This is a genomic window from Halostella sp. PRR32 (genome assembly GCF_034808085.1).
Taxonomy (GTDB): Archaea; Halobacteriota; Halobacteria; order Halobacteriales; family Natronoarchaeaceae; genus Halostella; species Halostella pelagica.
On the sequence record NZ_JAXHGL010000002.1, the window covers coordinates 56,328 to 74,206 of the forward strand.

Below are 17,879 nucleotides of genomic sequence, written 5' to 3' on the forward strand. Positions count from 1 at the left end.
CGTTTTGCTCTCGCCGTGCGCTCTGGCTCGTATGACGGAGGCCGCGGATCTGATACTCACGAACGCGGAGGTACACACACTGACCGACCCGGACCGGACCGAGGGGGCGGTCGCGGTTCGGGACGGAGAGATCGTCAGAGTCGACAGCGAGTACGAGGTCGAGTTCCTGGAAGGGGTCGAGACGACCGTCGTCGACCTCGACGGCGCGGTCGTTCTCCCCGGGTTCGTCGACGCCCACACCCACATGGAACAGGTCGGGAAGTACGCGGTCCACGCGGACCTCGCGGGGACCGAAAGCAAAGACGACGCCGTCGAACGACTGGCCGACGGGGCTCGCGACGACCGCGAGTGGATACTCGGGTTCGGTTACGACGAGAGCGACTGGGCCGACGAGGGTTATCTCACACGCGAGGATCTCGACGCAGTCAGCGAGGACCGCCCCGTCGCGGCCGTCCGGGTGGACATGCACACGGCGTCACTGAACTCGGCTGCGCTCGACCGACTCTCCGGGGCGATGCCCGACGACGACGTGGTGACTAACGGAGGACGACCGACCGGCGTCGTCGTCGAGGACGCCGTCGAGGCGGTCCGCGACGCGTTCGCGCCGGGACCCGCGGCGACGCGAGAACTGATCGCCGCGGCGCGCGACCGCGCCCACGAACTCGGCGTGACCGGCGTTCACGACATGGTTCGGGACTCGCATGCGCCGCGGGCATACCGCGAACTCGACAGCGCCGGCGTCCTGAACCTCCGGGTCCGGATCAACTACTGGAGCGACCACCTCGACGCGGTCCGGGAGGTCGGTCTGCGGACGAACCACGGGAGCGAGATGGTTCGAACCGGCGGGATCAAATCGTTCACCGACGGCAGCATCGGCGGCCGAACGGCGAAACTATTCGAACCGTACGCGGACGGCGAAGGGACGGGCAAGTGGGTCGTCGACCCCGACGAACTCCGCGAATTCGTCGACGAGGTGTCCGACGCCGGGATGCAGGCGACGATCCACGCCATCGGTGACGCCGCCATCGAGGAAACCCTGTCTGCGCTGGAGGGGACCGGCGATCCGGCGGAAGCGCGCCACCGGATCGAACACCTCGAACTCGCGACGGACGAGCAGATCGAACGGATCGAAGCGGCGGGGATCGTCGCGTCGGTCCAACCGAACTTCCACCGCTGGGCGGACGACGGCGGACTGTACGACCAGCGCCTCGGTCGTGACCGACGGGACCGGTCGAACCGTCTCGGTCGCCTCGTCGAGTCCGATATTCCCGTCGCCTTCGGAAGCGACGTGATGCCGTTCGGCCCGCTGGAAGGGGTCCATCACGCCGTCAACGCATCGAACGCCGAGCAGCGCGTGTCCGTGACTGACGCGCTCTGTGCGTACACGAGCGGCGCGGCCTACGCCGGATTCGACGAGGACCGTCTGGGAACGATCGAGGTCGGCACGGCGGCCGACTTCACGGTTCTCGACCGGTCGCCGTGGGAGCACGAGGACGCCCTACGCGAGATCGACGTGGTCGCGACGGTCGTCGACGGGGAAGTCGTGTACGACGCCCGTTGACTCCACAAGGATTATTTTCTGACCCACCATCATCGGAACGTATGTCCCCCCGCGCCCTCCGTCCCGTCCGCGACAGTCGTGCCCTCGCTCTCGGCATCGCAACGCTCACCGGCCTTGCGGCCGACTACGGTGCGCTCCACGTCAGGGTTCGCGACCTGACGTTGCTCGTGACGCTGTTCGTCGGCGTCGCAGGAACGACGTACTACTCGTTGCATTACGGCTATCCGAACGCGCACTGGACGTTCTCCCGTGGGTTCGTCCGGGCGTTCGGACTCATGTTGCTCATGGGCCTGGTCGCCGCAGACACGCCCGCGCTCCACGACGCCGTCGTCCGGATGGCGACCGTCGTCGCGGTCGGCCTCCTCGTGATGCTCTCGACCTCCGCCGAGGCGATGGCTTCCCCCGCAGACGATCCCCAGACCGGGCAGTAGCCCACGGCGACGCCGCGAGTGTCGTGGCTCCAGATAGTGACCGGCCGCCGTGAGAGCGTGAGAACGCCGTCCGCGGGATCGGCTGGACGTGCCGGATATCGAGTGAGACAGCGTACAGCGCGTGCGAATATTTCCGAACGAATTACTGTCGGAAGATTCTACGCAGGTATATGTTCGAACGCGCCCTCCGGCCAATCCGCCGATCGTACCGACGTGCTCGCCGACCGTTCCGGGAGAGTCAGTTCCTCTCGCTTTCGATATCAGTCGTCCTCGCCGCAGCGGCGGTTAGCCTTTCGCTCCGTGTCGATGTCAACGTCGCGTATCAAATCGCGCTCTTTCTCGGCGTCGCAGGAAGCGCGTACTGCGCGCTCCATCACGGCGGCACGGTACCGTCGCGGGACCGTTCGCACAGCAGGAGGTTCTTCGAATCCTTTAGCGTGAGCCTCATCATGATAGCGGCGGCAAACAGCGTCGACGGGTACTATGCCGGCCTCGTGATACTCAGCGCCGTCGTGTCCGTGTACACGTTCGTCGAGGTGTCGTCCGCCGTCGACACTGCAGTTTCGATGACGCCCGACAATGACTAGCATGCTTCGAAACGGCAGTATCACCGATCAAATCCACTCGGAGTTAGGTTCACCTACTACGGTATGTCATACCCGCCGTGTTTGAACACAAAATTTTTTCAATACGCACTACCGACATAGGATCACCCATAGGATCCAACCAATGCCGGAAATGGAAACTGCGGACATCGAAACCGACCTCAGTCTGTTCAAGTACGACAATCTCGAACAGCTACCGCCGGAGTACCGGGAACTCGAATCAGACGAACGAACGGAGCGTATCGAGGCGGCGCTTTCGACGCTCGGCGACGACGTGGTCATCCTCGGTCACAACTACCAGCGCCGGGAGATAGTCGAGCACGCCGACTTCGTCGGCGACTCCTATCAGCTATCGGTTGAGGCGGCCAATGCTGACGCCGAATACGTCGTCTTCGGCGGCGTGACGTTCATGGCTGAGAGCGCAGACATCATCACCGACGACGACCAGACCGTGATCCTCCCGTCGATGGAGGCGTCGTGTCCGATGGCCGGCATGGCCGAGGCCCTCCAGGTCGATTCGGCGTGGGCGGAGATAACCGCAGCGGCACCAGACGACGACATCGTCCCGATCACGTACATGAACTCCTACGCCGACCTGAAGGCCTTCTGTGCCGAGCAAGGGGGCGCGGTGTGTACGTCGTCGAACGCCCCTGACGTGTTCGAGTGGGCGCTGGAGAAAGGCGACACCGTGCTCTTTCTCCCGGACAAGCACCTCGGCGAGAACACCGCCCACGAACTCGGGATGGAAGACAGCATCGCGGAGTGGGACCCCTGGGACCCCGACGGCAAGGACGCGGCGACGGTCGCCGACAGCGACATCGTGCTCTGGGACGGCTACTGTCAGGTCCACGAGCGGTTCCGCGTCGAACACATCGAGGCGGTTCGCGAGGAGTACAACGGCGCGAAAGCCATCGTCCATCCCGAGTGCCGCCGCGAAGTCGTCGAAGCGGCAGACAAGGCCGGGAGTACGGCGACTATCTGCGAGACCGTCGCCGACGCCGACCCCGGCGAGACGTGGGCCATCGGGACGGAGATCCACCTGACGAACCACCTGCAGCGGTGGCACCCCGAAGTGAACGTCGTCCCCCTCTGCGGGGACGCCTGCATGGACTGTAACGCCATGCGCCAGATCGACCCCAACTACCTGACGTGGGTGCTGGAGGAACTGGTCGCGGGCCGGGAGCGAAACGTCATCGAGGTCGCGCCGGCCGAGAAAGAACTGGCCGAACTGGCCATGGACCGGATGCTCGACATCGCATGACTGACCCGACCACTGCGGACGTCCTCGTCGTCGGAAGCGGGATAGCGGGCTGTAGCGCGGCGCTCGCCGCGGCCCGTGAGGGGGCCGATGTCCTCGTCGTCACGAAAGCCGAGCGACCGGACGGTGCCAGCACGGACTGGGCCCAGGGCGGTATCGCCACCACCCGGGGCGACCCCGAATCGTTCACGGAAGATATCCTCGCCGCGAGCGCGGACACGGCAGACGCAGACGCCGTCGACGTGCTGGTCGAGAACGCGCCCGCGGCCGTCAGCGATGTCCTGGTCGACACGCTCGGTGTCGAGTTCGATACGTCCGGTGCGGGCTATGACTTCGCCCGCGAGGCTGGCCACTCGACGTCCCGGATCCTCCACGTCGACGCGAGTACCGGCGAACACCTTCTCAGACCGTTTCTCCACTACCTCGACGAGCGCGACGGGATCCGGATCCGCGAGGACACCGCCGCGCTCGATCTGATCACGCACGAAGGCCGCGTTCACGGCGCGCTACTGGACAGCGAACCGGGCGGAGAACCGGCGTTCGCGGGAGCGACGGTGCTGGCAACGGGCGGGATCGGCGCGTGTTACCGGCGGTCGACGAACCCGCCCGGCGCGACCGGTGACGGCCTCGCCATGGCGGCGCTCGCCGGGGCCGACGTGGCCGACATGGAGTACGTGCAGTTCCACCCGACGGCGTACGCTGGTCGCGAGGCACAAAGCGAGGGAACGGGAAGCGACGGCACGTTCCTCGTCAGCGAGGCCGTCCGCGGCGAGGGTGCGCACCTCCGCAACGGGGACGGCGAGCGGTTCATGCCCGACTACCACGAGGACGCCGAACTCGCCCCCCGCGACGTCGTCGCCCGCGCCGTCGACGCCGAGCGCACGGAAACGGGGGAAGTAGTCCTTGACGTGTCCCCTCTCGACTTCGCCGGGGAGTTCCCGGATCTAGCCGAGAAGTGCGAGGAACGCGGAGTCGACTGGACCGACGGGATTCCCGTCGCCCCCTGCGAACACTTCCTCTGCGGCGGCATCGACGTGGACGACCGGGGCCGAACCAGCCTCGACCGCCTCTTCGCCGTCGGGGAGTGCGCGCGGACGGGCGTCCACGGCGCGAACCGCCTTGCAAGCACCAGCCTCCTCGAAGGGCTGGTGTGGGGCCTCCGCGCCGGCGAGGCGGCAGTCGGAAACGAGATAATCGAGAGCGAACCGCCCGAACTGCTCGACAGCGACCCGGACCTCCCGGAACGGTTCGCCGACGAGAAGTTCACTCGCCTCCGTCGCGTGATGGAAGAGCAGGTCGGTATCCGCCGGACGCCGGACGGCCTCCGCCGCGCGTCGGCCGTCCTCCGGCGGCTGAAAGGAGAGGTCGACGCCTACGTCCGCACCCGGACCGCTCGGGATCTGTACGAGCTACGCAACGCCAGCGTCACGGCCCTGCTCGTCGCCCGCGCCGCCGCGGAGAACGAGGAGTCCGTCGGCTGTCACTACCTCGAACCGCCGGACGCGACCGCGCCGGTGGACGACTGACCATGCCGGTCACCGACCGGCAGGTCGACCGCTGGCTTCGGGAGGACCTGGGCCATCACGACGTGACGAACGACGTGCCCGGCGAGACGACGGGACGCCTCGTCGCCACGGAAGCGGGCGTCGCGGCCGGTCTCGACGCGGCGACAGCGGTGTTCGAGTATCTCGGCGTCGACGCCGAGCGGCGGGTCGAGAACGGCGACCGCGTCGAACCGGGCGAAACCGTCCTCGTCTCCGAGGGCGACGCCCGGTCCGTCCTCCGCGGGGAGCGCGTCGCGGTCAACGTCGCCGGGCACGCCTCCGGCGTGGCGACGAAGACGCGAGCGGCCGTCGACGCGGCGCGAACGGTAGACGACGAGGTGGCTGTCGCCGGGACCCGCAAAACGACGCCCGGCCTCCGCGGCGTCGAGAAACGCGCGGTCGCCGCGGGCGGCGGTGACACCCACCGACTCGACCTCTCGCACATGGTGATGGTGAAGGAGAACCACGCGGCGGAGATGGGGCTGGAGGACGCTATCGCGCACTTCCGTGAAGAAGCCTCGTTCGCGACGAAGATAGAAGCGGAGGTGGAGACGCCGGCCGACGCGCCTCGCGCCGCCGAGGCGGGTGCCGACATCGTGCTGATGGACAACATGACGCCGGAAGAGACGGCCGAGGCGGTCGAACTGCTTCGCGAGGCGGACCCGGACGCTCTCGCCGAGGCGTCCGGCGGCATCACCGTCGAGGACGTGCCCGCGTACGCTGGGACCGGCGTCGACGTCATCTCGATGGGGTCGTTGACCCACTCCGCGCCGAGTCTCGATTACTCGTTCCGGACGGGGTAGAGCCGTTTCGCCAGCATGATCTCGTCGACGTACGCTTCGCCGACCTTGTAGTGGTCCGTGCGGACGGCTTCGGTTTCCCAGCCCAACGAGTGGAGGAACTCGACGCCGACCTCGTTCGTCGCCGGAAGACTGCTGTACACCTTCTCGTAGTCGTTCGACGCCGCCCACTCCAACGCGCGCTGAAGGAGGTGACTCCCCATACCGTGCCGGCGATACCCGTCGAGGACGCCCAGAGTTACCTCCGCGGTGTGGGCGAGTTTGTCGAACTGGGGCGCTTCGACGTGTGCCCATCCCACCACCTCGTCGTCCACCGTTCCGACGAAGAACACGCGGGTCTGGACGGCGTTGTGCCGGAGCAGCGCGTCCTCGTAGTCGAGTTGTTCCGCGACCGTCTCGGCGACGATGTCCGTCCGCTGGCCGGCCACCGTTCGAATCGCGCCGACCAGTCCGGTCAGGTCGTCCTCTCGGGCCGGACGGATGGTGTAGGCAACGCCCGCCTCACGGTGTTCTTCGGCCTCACCGGGGTCGCGAGCGACCCGCAGTTTCCCGTCTGCGTCCTCCAGATAGCCGTCGCGCTTGAGCACGGTGACGTGATGGTGGAAGCTCTCCGGATCGATGCCGACGGCCGACGCGACCGCGGACGGGTCTGTTTCGCCGTGGCGTTCCACGTATGCGAAGACCCGCTTGCGAGCCTCGGTGTCGAACGCCGGGCGGTCGAACGTCCACATGGACGGGCGATTCGGACCGAGAGAGTATAGAGGTACCCCCACCGCAACCGCTGCGATACAGTCCGAAACTGATTAAGTTCAGAAAAAACGAACGAGAAATCATGAGTGCTGATGCGAACGACGGGCAGGCTGAGCTGGTAGCGAAAGCGTTCGGCGCGTTCGGCGGGGTCCCGTTCGCCTTCGTCGCGTACTTCCTGTTCGAGGACTTCCTGCTCGCGGGAGTACTCCTCCTCGCGGAGGGGATCGCCTCGTATCACATCCTCGCGTACGTTATGTCGCGAGGGGAGGAAGCGGCGAACGTCCCGTCTCTGGGCGGCGTTCACGCGGGAGCACTCGGGTTCGGCCTCTCCGTGGGGACGGTCGCGATGTTCGTGGGGCGCTTCGCCGAGATCAACAGCCCGGTCGCCATCGCCGGTGGCCTGCTCGTCGCGACCGTCGCGTACGTCGTACTCGCCCAGGCACTCCCGCCCGCGGGACGGGAGCGGCCGGCGCTGTAGTCACTTCAGGAGGTTCTCGCCGGTCATCGCGGCCGGCTGCTCGACGCCCAGTAGCGACAGCACCGTCGGCGCGATGTCGCACAGCGACCCGCCACCGCGGATCGCGCGTCCGGCGTCCGTCCCGTCCGGCGAGAGGTAGACGATCGGAACGGCGTTGTAGGTGTGTGCGGTGTGGGGTTCGTCCTCCGTCCCCATGTCGTCCGCGTTGCCGTGGTCCGCGGTGATCAGGACGTTCGCCCCGCGGCCGGTCAGATGTTCGACCAGCCGCCCCAACTGCTCGTCGACGGCCTCGACGGCCGTGATGGCGGCCTCGTAGTTGCCGGTGTGACCGACCATGTCCGGGTTTGCGTAGTTGAGCACGAGCACGTCGGGGTCGTCCGCATCGACGATGCGGATGGCCTCGTCCGTGACGCCTTCGGCGCTCATTTCGGGCTGCATGTCGTAGGTGGCCACTGGCGGGCTCTCGACTATGCTCCGCTTCTCGCCGTCGAACTCCACCTCGTGGCCGCCGTTGAGGAAGTAGGTGACGTGGGGGTACTTCTCGGACTCGGCGATGCGCAGTTGCGTGCGGCCGTGGTCTGCAAGCACCTCGCCGAGCGTGTCCTCGGGCCGGTGGGGCGGGTAGGCGACCGGTAGGTCGAACGTCTCGTCGTACTGGGTCATCGTCACAACCTCGACATCGGGCGGCGATGTCTCGAACTCCCAGACGGGGTCGATGTCGGCCAGCATCCGCGTTAGCTGCCGGGCGCGGTCCGAGCGGTAGTTGAAGAAGACGACCGCGTCGCCGTCCTCCAGCGCCGGTTCGCCCTGGATGAGCGTCGGTTCGACGAACTCGTCGGTATCGCCGCGGTCGTACGACTCCTCGACGGCGGCGATAGCGGAGGCCGACTCGTGGTCGGCCTCACGGTTCACGATGGCGTCGTACGCTCGTTTCGTCCGGTTCCAGTTCTGGTCGCGGTCCATCGCGTAGTACCGTCCGGAGACGGTTGCGACGTCGCCGGTGCCGTGTTCCTCGATGACTTCTTCGAGGTCGCGGAGATAGCCCGCGCCCGCCGTGGGGTCCGTGTCGCGGCCGTCCATGAACGCGTGGGTGACGGCCTCGATGTCCCGCTTTGCCGCCATCTCGATCAGCGCGAACAGGTGTTCGTAATCCGAGTGGACCCCGCCGTCGCTGACCAGTCCCATGAAGTGAACACGTCCGTCGTGTTCCTCGGCGTACGTCGACGCCGACTGGAGCGCGTCGTTCGTGTAGAACGACCCGTCCTCGATAGAGTCCGTGATACGCGTGTACTCCTGTCTGACGACGCGTCCGGCACCGATGTTCAGATGGCCGACCTCGCTGTTACCCATCTGTCCCTCCGGGAGGCCGACCCGCCGCCCCGTGACGTTCAGCGTCCCGTATGCTCCCGCCTCGGCGTAGCCGTCGAAGTTGGGCGTGTCCGCCGCCTTCACGGCGTCTCTCCTCGCGTGATCACCGAGGCCCCACCCGTCGAGAACGATGACTGCAGCGTCCATACGCGACAGGTCAGTGCGGTGCGGTAACTACTCTTCGCTTGCGGCCGATCCGTCTCCGGCCGAAAACGTACAGTATACCACAGGTATCTCCGCTGGCTTTTTCGTAGTGGGGGCGAATCGGGGTGACGAATGACGCTCGACCCGGTGCACTTCGAGGGCATTGCGAAACTCGCCCGCAAGATAAGCCAAGACGTCGACGACGGCGACCACCGGGAACTCGCGGAGCGAGTGTGGACGGACTTCCTCGACCCCCTCGTCGACGACGCGGGTCGGCGGGTGGTGGAACCGATCGGAGAGCGACGCCGCCGCTGTATCGACGTGGAAGCGGCCGCCCTGCAGGACCCGCCGTTCCCGTCGACGCACGGACTCGACTCGGGGACGATCAACCCGACGACGTTCAAGAACGGGCTGGTCCTAGACGTCGCGCAGGCCGCGATGAGCGGTTGCCCCTCGGACCTGGACCTGCACCGCTCGCGGAGCCTCGTGGCGACGGTCCACGCCAGCGACATAACCGTCCAGTTGCCCGAGAACTGGGTGCAGTACGACGACGGGTACAGTCGCCGGCGCGTCCTCCAGGCGCCGCGGGTGAGTCGGTTCACCGAGGGCGTCGTCCACGCGCTCGCGCTGTATCTCGCGGAGAGCGAGCACGCGCTGGAACACGCCGACCGCGTCTCGGATCTGCTTGTGCTCGACGGCCCGCTGTATCCGAAAGAGCTGCTGAACTGGCAGGACCGGGACGCCGAACTCCGCGAGTTGGCTCACGACGCCAAACCGAACGCCATCGTCGAGAACTACGTTCGACTGGTCGAGCAGTTCGTCGACGAGAACACGCCGCTGGTCGGGTTCGTGAAAAACCCCTCCGCCAAGCTGATCACGCGGACGGTCGGTGAGAAAGGTGTCGCCGCGCCCTGGGTCGACGACACCGCCTTCTTCACCCGACTGCTGGAGCGACGAGACGAACCCGGCGGGACGCGCGACGCGTCGAACCGCGAGTCGTCGGACGAGGCCCCCGGATCCAACCGCCGTACCGACCAGTTGACGTTCACCAACTGGTTCGTCTCCCGCGGCGGGTCCGACCGCACGCTCGCCGCGGACGGCGACGCGCTCGGCATCGAGCGCGAACTCGACCCCGAGGCGTACGAGGTGACGTTTTTCGTCGTCTACGACCCTCGTGAGGATGTCCTGTACAAGATCGAAGCGCCGTACGAGTTCACCCGCGACGCCGAGACCCGCGGCCGCCTCGAACGCCAGATACTCGCGGAGGTGGCAGCCGAGCGCGGGCCGCCGGCCGCGGTTCACAAGGCCGACGCGCTGGCGCGGATCAGCCGTGAGGGGAAACAGTCGCTCCGTCGGGCGTTCGAGCGGTCGTTAGGGTCCGAGGAACTCCGGAGGTACGACGACCTGCGGTGGAACGAGGAGTGACCGAGCCCCTCCTTGCCCGTCTCGAGATCGGGATCCGACCTGCGAAACAGATCAGAGCGCCGACGTGATGGCGATACACAGTGCCGGTGACAGGACAGAGCCTCTGTGTGCGAGCGATTCGCCGTGTCTCCGACCCGTCTCTGACGGTCGCAGATCTATCTATGCCAGATTTATACACATATCCGCAGAGAATACTGTACGAATCCAGTTCGATACGGCGATCTACTTTGCTACCTTAAGTTTTATTTCGCCTGGCGGCTTTGCAACGGAGGATGAGCGACGGACTTCGAGCGAGGGGCCCGGACGACGCCACCGCGCCCGGTCTGGCGACACGGTACGCCACCGGGGGCCACATCGCACGTCGTCCTCTCGACACCGACGGCAACGCCCGAAGGGTGAGAGACATCCCCCGTGAACCGGACGTGTCGACGGATCGGACTCGCGCCCGACTAGCGTCCGTCGGACGGCGAGAGGGCGACAGTCGAGTCGCGTCCGGACCGTGGACGTGGGCGACACGCTCGTTCGCGTTTCCGGGAGGGCGGTCACGGTGAGTGAACGGGCCTGTTCGCACGACTCGGCGGACATTCTGCTCGTCGAGGACAATCCGGGCGATATCCGACTCACGAAGGAGGCGTTCAAGGAGGGACAGATATCCAACACGCTCCACGTCGCGACCGATGGGATCGAAGCGCTGGATTATCTGTACCGTCGTGACGGGTACGAGGACGTTCCCATGCCGGATATCGTGCTTCTCGACCTCAATCTCCCGCGCAAGAACGGTGACGAGGTGCTCGAAGAAATCAACGAAGACCCCTCTCTCTCGTCGATTCCCGTGATCATCCTGACGAGTTCGGACGCCGAAGAGGACGTCATCAGGTCCTACGAACTACAGGTGAACGCGTATCTCACGAAACCGGTCGACCCGGACGAATTCATCCGAACCGTACGGTCGTTCAAAGCGTTCTGGCTCTCGGTCGTCCGGCTACCGGCACACGAGGAGGCATAATGCAGGAAAGTGAACTCACAGTCCTCCTGATCGAGGACAACCCCGGCGACGCACGGTTGTTCGAGGAAATGCTTCAGGACTCGGAAGAACTCCTCCAGCGCGTCGACCCTGACGAGGCGGATCCAGTCGTTCCGAACGTACGACACGAAAATCGCCTCTCCGACGGCCTGGAGTTTCTGTCCGAAAACGCTGCCGACGTCGTCCTCCTCGACCTGAACCTACCGGACAGCACCGGACTCGACACCCTGTCCGAGATGGTCGAATCAGCGGAGATGACGCCGGTGATCGTTCTCACGGGGTTAAACGACCGGAGCGTCGGCGTACAGTCGATCCAACACGGCGCGCAGGATTATCTCGTGAAAGACGACGTGACGAGCGACGCGCTGGTTCGCTCGATCCATTACGCTGTCGAACGATCCCGTCAAGCGCGAGAGCGCAGGCGTCGGAACAAGCAACTGGAGTCTCTGAATCGCCTCAACAGGATCAGCCAGGACATCACTCACAGCGTCATCACGACGTCGTCGCGCGACGAACTCGAAGCGGCGGTCTGTGAGCGACTGGTCGAATCGGACGCCTATCATTTCGCGTGGATCGGGTACATCGACCGCGGAACCAACCAGGTCACGCCCCAGGTGGCGGCGGGAGTCGAAGAGGGGTATCTCGACGATATCACCATCACGGTCGATGACGATACTACCGCCCAAGGACCGACGGGAAGGGCCGTCGAGATACACGAGGTACAGGTAATGCAGAACGCACAGACGGACCCCGAGTTCGAACCGTGGCGCGAGCAGGCGAAAGAGCGCGGCTATCGCTCGTCGGCGGCGATCCCGATCGGTCACGAGGACCTGCTCTACGGCGTCCTCAACGTGTACGCCAAATCCGCAAACGCCTTCTCCGAACCGGAGACGCAGATCCTCGGGCGACTTGGCGACGTCGTCGGGCACGCGATCACCGCCATCGAGCGAAAGGACGCCTTGATGAGCGACACCGTCTTCCAACTGGAGTTTCAGGCCGACGGGTTCGCCGAGGAACTGGTTCGTCTCTCTACCGATCAGTCGTGTCAGATAAATATCAGTAACCTGCTGCACAGCAACGAGATTCTCACCGCGTACGGAACGGCGAGCAACGTCTCCCCGGATCAGTTCGGAGACGCGATAGAGCGGTCAGAGACGGTCGACAACTACCGGCTCCTGGCGGAGCGAGCCAACGAGATCGAGTTCGAACTGTCGACTTCCGCAGGTCGCTCACTGTACGAGGCGGTCGCCACCCACGGCGGTCGCCTCCACTCTGTCACGATCAGCGACGGGGAGTTCAGGTTCCTCGTCGAGTTCCCCCCGGGCCGGGACACGCGCAAACTGACCGACCTGGTGGTGGAACACTGTCCCGGAGCGACGCTTCTCGCGAAACGAACAGCCCAGCAACACGACGAGGAGGTGGCTGACCCTCGTTCGATACTCGAAACCCGACTCACGGAGAAGCAACGAACTGCGCTCGAAACAGCGTATTTCGCCGGACACTTCGACTGGCCGCGAGCCAGTACCGGTGAGGAGGTAGCCGAAAAGCTCGACATCTCGCCGTCGACGCTCGCCCAGCACCTTCGGACAGCCGAACGGAAGTTCTTCGACGCCGTGTTCGAAGACGGGGCGGACGAAACAGACTCCGGACAATGACATCCTCCCCAGCGTTCACGCCGGGACTCTCTCGCCGTAGGAGGTCGGTCGTTACACTTCCGCTCCGGGTTCTTCTTTCTCGACTGTGACCTCGACGTCGTCACGGCTGACGCCGATGCGGGCGAACTGCGTGCGGATGTACTCTTTCGCCGCGTCGAGCCCTTGCTCGCGCGTGTCGAACCCGCGCGGCATCGGCGACTCGAAAGCGATCTGGAGTTCGCGCCCGTTTATCTCCTGTGTCGTGCCGCCGCTCTCGACTTCGTAGAACTCGTCGCAAACCCACACGTACGGGGCGTCTTCGTCGGGCGCACCCTTGAACGAGGGTGCGCGCTCGCCGCGCTCGTACAGCGTGCCGGTCAACTCGGTGCCGCCGGCCTGGCCGCGGACCAGTAACATAGCCCGGCGTATGTCAGGGCGAGGAATAAGGCTATGGATGCTCCCGATGCGGTGGCGGTCTCCCCGCTCGGACACCGAGTAACACAGCGCCTGCGGCCCGTGCTGGCGCGACGGCGATACACCCCGCACAGCTGATAGGGTCGTGCGTACCTATCGGAGTCACTGACAGTCACTGCACCCTGATCGCACGACGCCGATGTGATCAGCGTGTAAACCGTTGCAGTGACTACTGTACTTTCGCCCATTTCCACCCGGTGGGCCGCTCGTGTGTCGGATCACGAGTGATCTGACAGCGTGGCCGAAAGAAACACGCAGACCCTATCGCGACGTGAGAAAGGTTTTAACAGAACGTTCGCATGTCAGGGGTATGCCCGACCTGGGAGATTACACGGAGTACGACTCCGCGGAGGACGCGGAGGAAGCGTCTGCGGACGACACTGCCGACGCCGCGGCGGCCGCGGGCGACGAGACGGACGCGTTCGAGGAGGTCGACGCGAGCGTCGCGGGCGAGGACCGCGGCGTCGGAACGGTCGCCGTCTCCGAGGGCCTCTGTATCGGCGAGGAAGCGGACGAAACGACGCTCCGTGCGTACGTGACGGCCGCCAACCGCCCCAACGTTCGCATCGGGAAGTACCTGCTCGTCCCCTACCCCGACGAAGGCGGAGGTCGAGGGACGGCCGGCGAGAAGTTGTTCTGCCGGATCACCGCCCTGGAGTACGTCCAGGAGTACCGGAGCGACGACGCCACGGAGATCCACGCCCGGCGGGCGATGCGTAGCGACGGCATCGACGAGGCGGACTACAAGTTCCTGGCGACGCTGGAACCGGTCGCGATCCTGTACGAAGACGGTGACGAACTGAAGCGCCGGATGACCGACCGCGTGCCGAAACCCGAGACGCCCGTCCGCGAAGCGACCGACGCTTCCGAGATCAAAACGGGTCTGAAGATGCCAGACGACGGCGTGTTTCTCGGCCACCTCTCCGTCGGCGGCGAGAAGGTCCGGACTGCCGCCGAACCGCCGACCATCGACTACCGCCTGAAAGACGATTACGAGGACGGCGACCCCCTCGTCTTCCGGCACACGCTCGTCGCCGGTGGGACAGGGTCCGGGAAGACTCACGCATCGAAGAACGCGCTCCGACAGTTCCTGTCCGAGGAGCGCACGTACGAGATGGACGACGGCCGGCAGGCCCGCGCCGCAGTCGTGCAGTTCGACCCGCAGGACGAGTACGCCCAGATGCACGACGACAACCCGGCCATCGAGGACGCCGACCGCCGCCGCTTCGAACGCGAGGGGATCGCTCACGGCGGTCACGACGACACGAAGGCGCTGGTTCCGGTGGTCGACGGGACGAGTTACGGCGCGGACCACCACCGCGCCGAGCAGGTCGAGTTCACCATCCCGTTCTCGATGGTGAAGGCGAACCGCTGGCTCATCGCGGGCGGACAGTTGAACGACAACCAGTTCAACGCGCTCGACGTGCTGGTCGACCGCTTCTTCCGACAGTACGGTGACGGCGGCACCTACGAGCAGTTCCGCTCGTTCCTCGACGACCCGGCGCTACGCGAGGAACTCCACGAGAGCGGGTCCGTCCACGAAGCGACGTTCGACGCAGTCAAGCGCCGGGTCCGTGGGTTCGGCGACGTGTTCGACGGCGACGCCCGCCCGATCACCGAGCAGATATCGGAACTGGTCCGTCCCGGCGGCCTCACCGTCGTTCCGACGTACCACGTCAACGATACGCGGGCAACCGAGGTCATCGTTCTCGCCGTCTCCAGCCTGCTCATCGACCAGAAACTGTCGAACGCGCCGACGTACGACCGGATCAAGGAGACGCCGCTCGTCGTCGGGATGGACGAGGCCCACAACTTCCTCACGGACGCCGAGAGCGTTCAGGCCCGGAAGGTCATCGGGAAGTTCACCGAAGCGGCGAAGCAGGGCCGCAAGGAACGACTGGGGCTCTTTCTCATCACTCAGGACCCACAGGATATCGCGGACTCCGTGTTCAAGCAGATAAACACGACCGTCGTCCTCAATCTCGGCGACGAGGACGCCATCTCGTCGGTTAACATCCCGTCGAACTTAGAGGGGAAGGTTCCGTACATGGAGAAGGGCCAGATGGTCGTCTACTCGCCCGACAACTCCGAACCCGTCGAACTCATCGGCCTCCCGAAGTGCCTGACCAAACACGGGCGGGAGTAGGGGCTTTTACTTCTCGGAGAGCGTATACGAGTACATGACGAAAAAAATACTCATAGCATACGACGGGTCGCCGCAGTCGGAAAGCGCCCTCGAATACGCGCTTGACGAGCATCGGGACGCGACCCTGGTCATACTGAACGCTATCGACCCGGGAGAGGCAGGGTACGGTTCGCAGGCCGCGGTGCCGAGTTACCCCGAGGAGTGGTACGAACAGGCACGAGACTCGGCCAAAGAGACGCTCTCAGAGGCCGAAAAGCGGGCGAACCGCGCCGGCGTGGACGTCGAGACGACAGTCGAAGTCGGCGGTCCGGCAAACACCGTCGTCGAGTACGCGGAGGAAAACGACATCGACCACATTATCACGGGAAGCCACGGTCGGACCGGCGTTTCCCGTATCCTCCTCGGAAGCGTCGCTGAAACGGTGATCCGGCGCTCACCGGTTCCGGTGACTGTCGTGCGCTAGCCCTGCGGTTTCCAGCTTATCTCCAGCGATATCGTCTCGCGGTCGCCCCGCAACAGCGTCGACCGCTCGACCACCTCGATGTCGCAACTGATGGCCTCCGCGGGGTGAAGTTGGACTCGTCGGTTAGCGACCGGGACGCTTATCGGTCCCTCGTCGGCCATCTGTTCGCCGAGGCGCTGCAGGTACTCCCCCATCTCCTCCCGGTTCATCCGCTGAGTTGCATCCGTCCGCTGAACCATGTCGTGGGATACGACGAAGACCCGGAAAAGAATGGACCCGTTACACGTTGGCTCCGAGGGCTGGCGGGGGTGAACACGGAACGTTGCGGCCGGGAGCGCGGCGCGAGGCAGAGCGCCGAGCGTTGCGCGACTCGGGGGAGGGCAGGCCTGCGAACGAGTCAGGCAATAGATCCGCGAACGAGCGAAGCGAGTGAACGGCCTTTTTTGATCGATGTTCTTTGGCCGAGTGGTGTGCTCGCTGAGCGAGCACGCCCGAGGCGAAAAAAGTCGTCTTAAAAGATATTCGCCTGCCGATACACGCTCAGCCCCTCGCCGGTGATCTCGTAGGGCTTCGTCTCCCGGGAGTGGTTGGCGTCCCGGATCTTCTGTATCTCGATGGCGAGGCGGGTTTCGCGGAAGTCCGAGGGGCGGACGTACTGGAGGACGAAGACGGCGTCGGTGAGGTATTCGACGATGCCGTGACGGGAAGCGTAGTCGTTGTCCTCGCTGGCCTCGCTCGTCATCAGCGTCGTGATTCCGGCGCGTTTCAGGCTCTTGGTGAAGTCGTATATCTCGTTGCGGCGGGTGGCGCGGTCGTCGTACATCATCTCCAGCAGGGAGACTGAGTCGAGGACGAGGCGAGTCGCCTCGAACTCCTCGATGAGTCGCGGCAGTTCGCTCCGGATGGAGGCGAGGCTGTTTGCCATCTCGATAGGGTCGATAGCGACGACCGCTAGCTGTCCGTTCTCGACGTACTCGTCGAATTTGAACCCCTTCTCGGTCGCGCTGTTGACGACGCGTTCGCTGCTCTCTTCGAGCGTGATGTAGACGGCGCGTTCGTCCTGTTCGAGCGCCTGGTGGAGAAACTGTAGCCCGAACGTGGTCTTTCCCGTCCCGGCGCTCCCGATGGTCACCATCAGCGAGCGCTCCGGGACGCCGCCCTGGATCATCTCGTCTAACCCGTCGATTCCGAGGTCGATCCGGTCGAGTTCAGACTCGAACTCCTCGTCGTCGAACTCGTCGCCGAACCCGCCGCCGCTACCGAAGTCGGTACCGCCGAACCCGCCGCCGAGGTCATCGTCCCCGAACTCACCGCCCATACCGAAATCCTGGTCGACCGCTGGGTCGTCATCCACGGCCAGAGATTCGCCGAACCCGGCGGCGTCGTCCGTTTCGCTTTCGCCGGTTACCCCATCCGATTCGGAGCCGGTGAGTGCGGACGCGAAGTCATCCTCGAACAGCGGCTCGTCCGTCTCGTCGTTGTCCGTCTCGTCGTTGTCCGAATCTGTCGACGGATCGTCGGGCGAATCATGGTCCTCGACCGTCGTCGAACTGTCGTCCATCGTGGGTTCGTCGCTGCTCTCCTCGGACTCCCGTTCGTCCGCGTCTGACCCGATGGCTTGCTCGAACCAGTCGTCGGCGTTCTCGGTCACGGCGTCCACCCCGACAGACCGACAAATCCGCAGATGCGGGCACGGTCGTCCGGTCGGACGCGTGAGGTTTCTCTCAGCATGACGGTTCGGGGGACACGAGCGGTTTGGACGTGTCCGTACTAC

The 17,879-nt window shown here is 65.2% G+C and carries 18 protein-coding genes; 13 read left to right on the plus strand and 5 right to left on the minus strand.

Annotated features, from left to right (window positions below):
• Positions 1–31 precede the first annotated feature (31 nt).
• The 6 genes from SM753_RS05485 to nadC all read left to right on the plus strand — a co-directional run bounded on the left by SM753_RS05485 (position 32) and on the right by nadC (position 6,202).
• The gene (locus tag SM753_RS05485; RefSeq protein WP_323190850.1) at positions 32–1,561 is read left to right on the plus strand and encodes an amidohydrolase; all 1,530 of its coding nucleotides are present in this window, start codon (positions 32–34) and stop codon (positions 1,559–1,561) included.
• Positions 1,562–1,602: 41 nt separating this feature from the next.
• The gene (locus SM753_RS05490) at positions 1,603–1,992 is read left to right on the plus strand and encodes a hypothetical protein (RefSeq protein ID WP_323190851.1); all 390 of its coding nucleotides are present in this window, start codon (positions 1,603–1,605) and stop codon (positions 1,990–1,992) included.
• Positions 1,993–2,162: 170 nt separating this feature from the next.
• On the plus strand, positions 2,163–2,579 hold the full coding sequence (locus SM753_RS05495; RefSeq protein ID WP_323190852.1) for a hypothetical protein: 417 nt from the start codon (positions 2,163–2,165) through the stop codon (positions 2,577–2,579).
• Positions 2,580–2,721: 142 nt separating this feature from the next.
• On the plus strand, positions 2,722–3,858 hold the full coding sequence (gene nadA / locus SM753_RS05500; RefSeq protein ID WP_135535650.1) for a quinolinate synthase NadA: 1,137 nt from the start codon (positions 2,722–2,724) through the stop codon (positions 3,856–3,858).
• Complete coding sequence (locus SM753_RS05505; RefSeq protein ID WP_323190853.1) at positions 3,855–5,381, plus strand: FAD-dependent oxidoreductase; 1,527 nt, start codon at positions 3,855–3,857, stop codon at positions 5,379–5,381. The genes nadA and SM753_RS05505 overlap by 4 nt, the downstream gene beginning before the upstream one ends.
• A gap of 2 nt (positions 5,382–5,383) precedes the next feature.
• The gene (nadC, locus tag SM753_RS05510) at positions 5,384–6,202 is read left to right on the plus strand and encodes a carboxylating nicotinate-nucleotide diphosphorylase (RefSeq protein ID WP_323190854.1); all 819 of its coding nucleotides are present in this window, start codon (positions 5,384–5,386) and stop codon (positions 6,200–6,202) included.
• Here the strand turns inward: nadC and SM753_RS05515 are convergent.
• Positions 6,181–6,930, minus strand: a complete 750-nt coding sequence (locus SM753_RS05515) for a bifunctional helix-turn-helix transcriptional regulator/GNAT family N-acetyltransferase (RefSeq protein WP_323190855.1) — start codon at positions 6,928–6,930, stop codon at positions 6,181–6,183. The two genes, nadC and SM753_RS05515, sit on opposite strands and share 22 nt — an antisense overlap.
• 101 nt (positions 6,931–7,031) lie before the next feature.
• Here SM753_RS05515 and SM753_RS05520 point away from each other — a divergent pair, with 101 nt between their 5' ends.
• Positions 7,032–7,427, plus strand: a complete 396-nt coding sequence (locus SM753_RS05520) for a hypothetical protein (RefSeq protein ID WP_323190856.1) — start codon at positions 7,032–7,034, stop codon at positions 7,425–7,427.
• Here SM753_RS05520 and gpmI read toward each other — a convergent pair whose 3' ends face one another.
• Positions 7,428–8,942, minus strand: coding sequence for a 2,3-bisphosphoglycerate-independent phosphoglycerate mutase (gene gpmI, locus SM753_RS05525; protein WP_323190857.1), 1,515 nt, complete (start codon positions 8,940–8,942; stop codon positions 7,428–7,430).
• A gap of 129 nt (positions 8,943–9,071) precedes the next feature.
• Here gpmI and SM753_RS05530 point away from each other — a divergent pair, with 129 nt between their 5' ends.
• From SM753_RS05530 to SM753_RS05545, 4 genes are all read left to right on the plus strand, one after another.
• Complete coding sequence (locus SM753_RS05530) at positions 9,072–10,364, plus strand: DNA double-strand break repair nuclease NurA (protein ID WP_323190858.1); 1,293 nt, start codon at positions 9,072–9,074, stop codon at positions 10,362–10,364.
• 272 nt (positions 10,365–10,636) lie between these two features.
• Positions 10,637–10,915: a hypothetical protein gene (locus tag SM753_RS05535; protein ID WP_323190859.1), complete on the plus strand. Its 279-nt coding sequence runs from the start codon at positions 10,637–10,639 to the stop codon at positions 10,913–10,915.
• On the plus strand, positions 10,912–11,370 hold the full coding sequence (locus SM753_RS05540) for a response regulator (protein WP_323190860.1): 459 nt from the start codon (positions 10,912–10,914) through the stop codon (positions 11,368–11,370). The genes SM753_RS05535 and SM753_RS05540 overlap by 4 nt, the downstream gene beginning before the upstream one ends.
• The gene (locus tag SM753_RS05545) at positions 11,370–13,043 is read left to right on the plus strand and encodes a bacterio-opsin activator domain-containing protein (RefSeq protein ID WP_323190861.1); all 1,674 of its coding nucleotides are present in this window, start codon (positions 11,370–11,372) and stop codon (positions 13,041–13,043) included. The genes SM753_RS05540 and SM753_RS05545 overlap by 1 nt, the downstream gene beginning before the upstream one ends.
• Positions 13,044–13,094: 51 nt before the next feature.
• Here SM753_RS05545 and SM753_RS05550 read toward each other — a convergent pair whose 3' ends face one another.
• The gene (locus SM753_RS05550) at positions 13,095–13,439 is read right to left on the minus strand and encodes a hypothetical protein (protein ID WP_135535640.1); all 345 of its coding nucleotides are present in this window, start codon (positions 13,437–13,439) and stop codon (positions 13,095–13,097) included.
• Positions 13,440–13,806: 367 nt separating this feature from the next.
• Here SM753_RS05550 and SM753_RS05555 point away from each other — a divergent pair, with 367 nt between their 5' ends.
• Both SM753_RS05555 and SM753_RS05560 read left to right on the plus strand, forming a co-directional pair.
• Positions 13,807–15,642 (plus strand): ATP-binding protein, encoded by a 1,836-nt coding sequence (locus SM753_RS05555; protein WP_323190862.1) that lies wholly within the window; start codon positions 13,807–13,809, stop codon positions 15,640–15,642.
• 34 nt (positions 15,643–15,676) lie between these two features.
• Entirely contained in the window at positions 15,677–16,105 is a 429-nt protein-coding gene (locus SM753_RS05560; RefSeq protein WP_323190863.1) for a universal stress protein, read from the plus strand.
• Here the strand turns inward: SM753_RS05560 and SM753_RS05565 are convergent.
• Both SM753_RS05565 and SM753_RS05570 read right to left on the minus strand, forming a co-directional pair.
• Entirely contained in the window at positions 16,102–16,344 is a 243-nt protein-coding gene (locus SM753_RS05565) for an amphi-Trp domain-containing protein (RefSeq protein ID WP_323190864.1), read from the minus strand. The genes SM753_RS05560 and SM753_RS05565 overlap by 4 nt on opposite strands.
• A gap of 272 nt (positions 16,345–16,616) precedes the next feature.
• Positions 16,617–17,756 (minus strand): KaiC domain-containing protein, encoded by a 1,140-nt coding sequence (locus SM753_RS05570; protein ID WP_323190865.1) that lies wholly within the window; start codon positions 17,754–17,756, stop codon positions 16,617–16,619.
• Positions 17,757–17,879: the final 123 nt, after the last annotated feature.

Coding starts and splice junctions, on each gene's coding strand:
- SM753_RS05485 (WP_323190850.1), top strand. CDS start 32: ATGACGGAGGCCGCGGATCTGATACTCACGAACGCGGAGGTACACACA.
- SM753_RS05490 (WP_323190851.1), top strand. CDS start 1,603: ATGTCCCCCCGCGCCCTCCGTCCCGTCCGCGACAGTCGTGCCCTCGCT.
- SM753_RS05495 (WP_323190852.1), top strand. CDS start 2,163: ATGTTCGAACGCGCCCTCCGGCCAATCCGCCGATCGTACCGACGTGCT.
- nadA (WP_135535650.1), top strand. CDS start 2,722: ATGCCGGAAATGGAAACTGCGGACATCGAAACCGACCTCAGTCTGTTC.
- SM753_RS05505 (WP_323190853.1), top strand. CDS start 3,855: ATGACTGACCCGACCACTGCGGACGTCCTCGTCGTCGGAAGCGGGATA.
- nadC (WP_323190854.1), top strand. CDS start 5,384: ATGCCGGTCACCGACCGGCAGGTCGACCGCTGGCTTCGGGAGGACCTG.
- SM753_RS05515 (WP_323190855.1), bottom strand. CDS start 6,930: ATGTGGACGTTCGACCGCCCGGCGTTCGACACCGAGGCTCGCAAGCGG.
- SM753_RS05520 (WP_323190856.1), top strand. CDS start 7,032: ATGAGTGCTGATGCGAACGACGGGCAGGCTGAGCTGGTAGCGAAAGCG.
- gpmI (WP_323190857.1), bottom strand. CDS start 8,942: ATGGACGCTGCAGTCATCGTTCTCGACGGGTGGGGCCTCGGTGATCAC.
- SM753_RS05530 (WP_323190858.1), top strand. CDS start 9,072: ATGACGCTCGACCCGGTGCACTTCGAGGGCATTGCGAAACTCGCCCGC.
- SM753_RS05535 (WP_323190859.1), top strand. CDS start 10,637: ATGAGCGACGGACTTCGAGCGAGGGGCCCGGACGACGCCACCGCGCCC.
- SM753_RS05545 (WP_323190861.1), top strand. CDS start 11,370: ATGCAGGAAAGTGAACTCACAGTCCTCCTGATCGAGGACAACCCCGGC.
- SM753_RS05550 (WP_135535640.1), bottom strand. CDS start 13,439: ATGTTACTGGTCCGCGGCCAGGCCGGCGGCACCGAGTTGACCGGCACG.
- SM753_RS05555 (WP_323190862.1), top strand. CDS start 13,807: ATGCCCGACCTGGGAGATTACACGGAGTACGACTCCGCGGAGGACGCG.
- SM753_RS05560 (WP_323190863.1), top strand. CDS start 15,677: ATGACGAAAAAAATACTCATAGCATACGACGGGTCGCCGCAGTCGGAA.
- SM753_RS05565 (WP_323190864.1), bottom strand. CDS start 16,344: ATGGTTCAGCGGACGGATGCAACTCAGCGGATGAACCGGGAGGAGATG.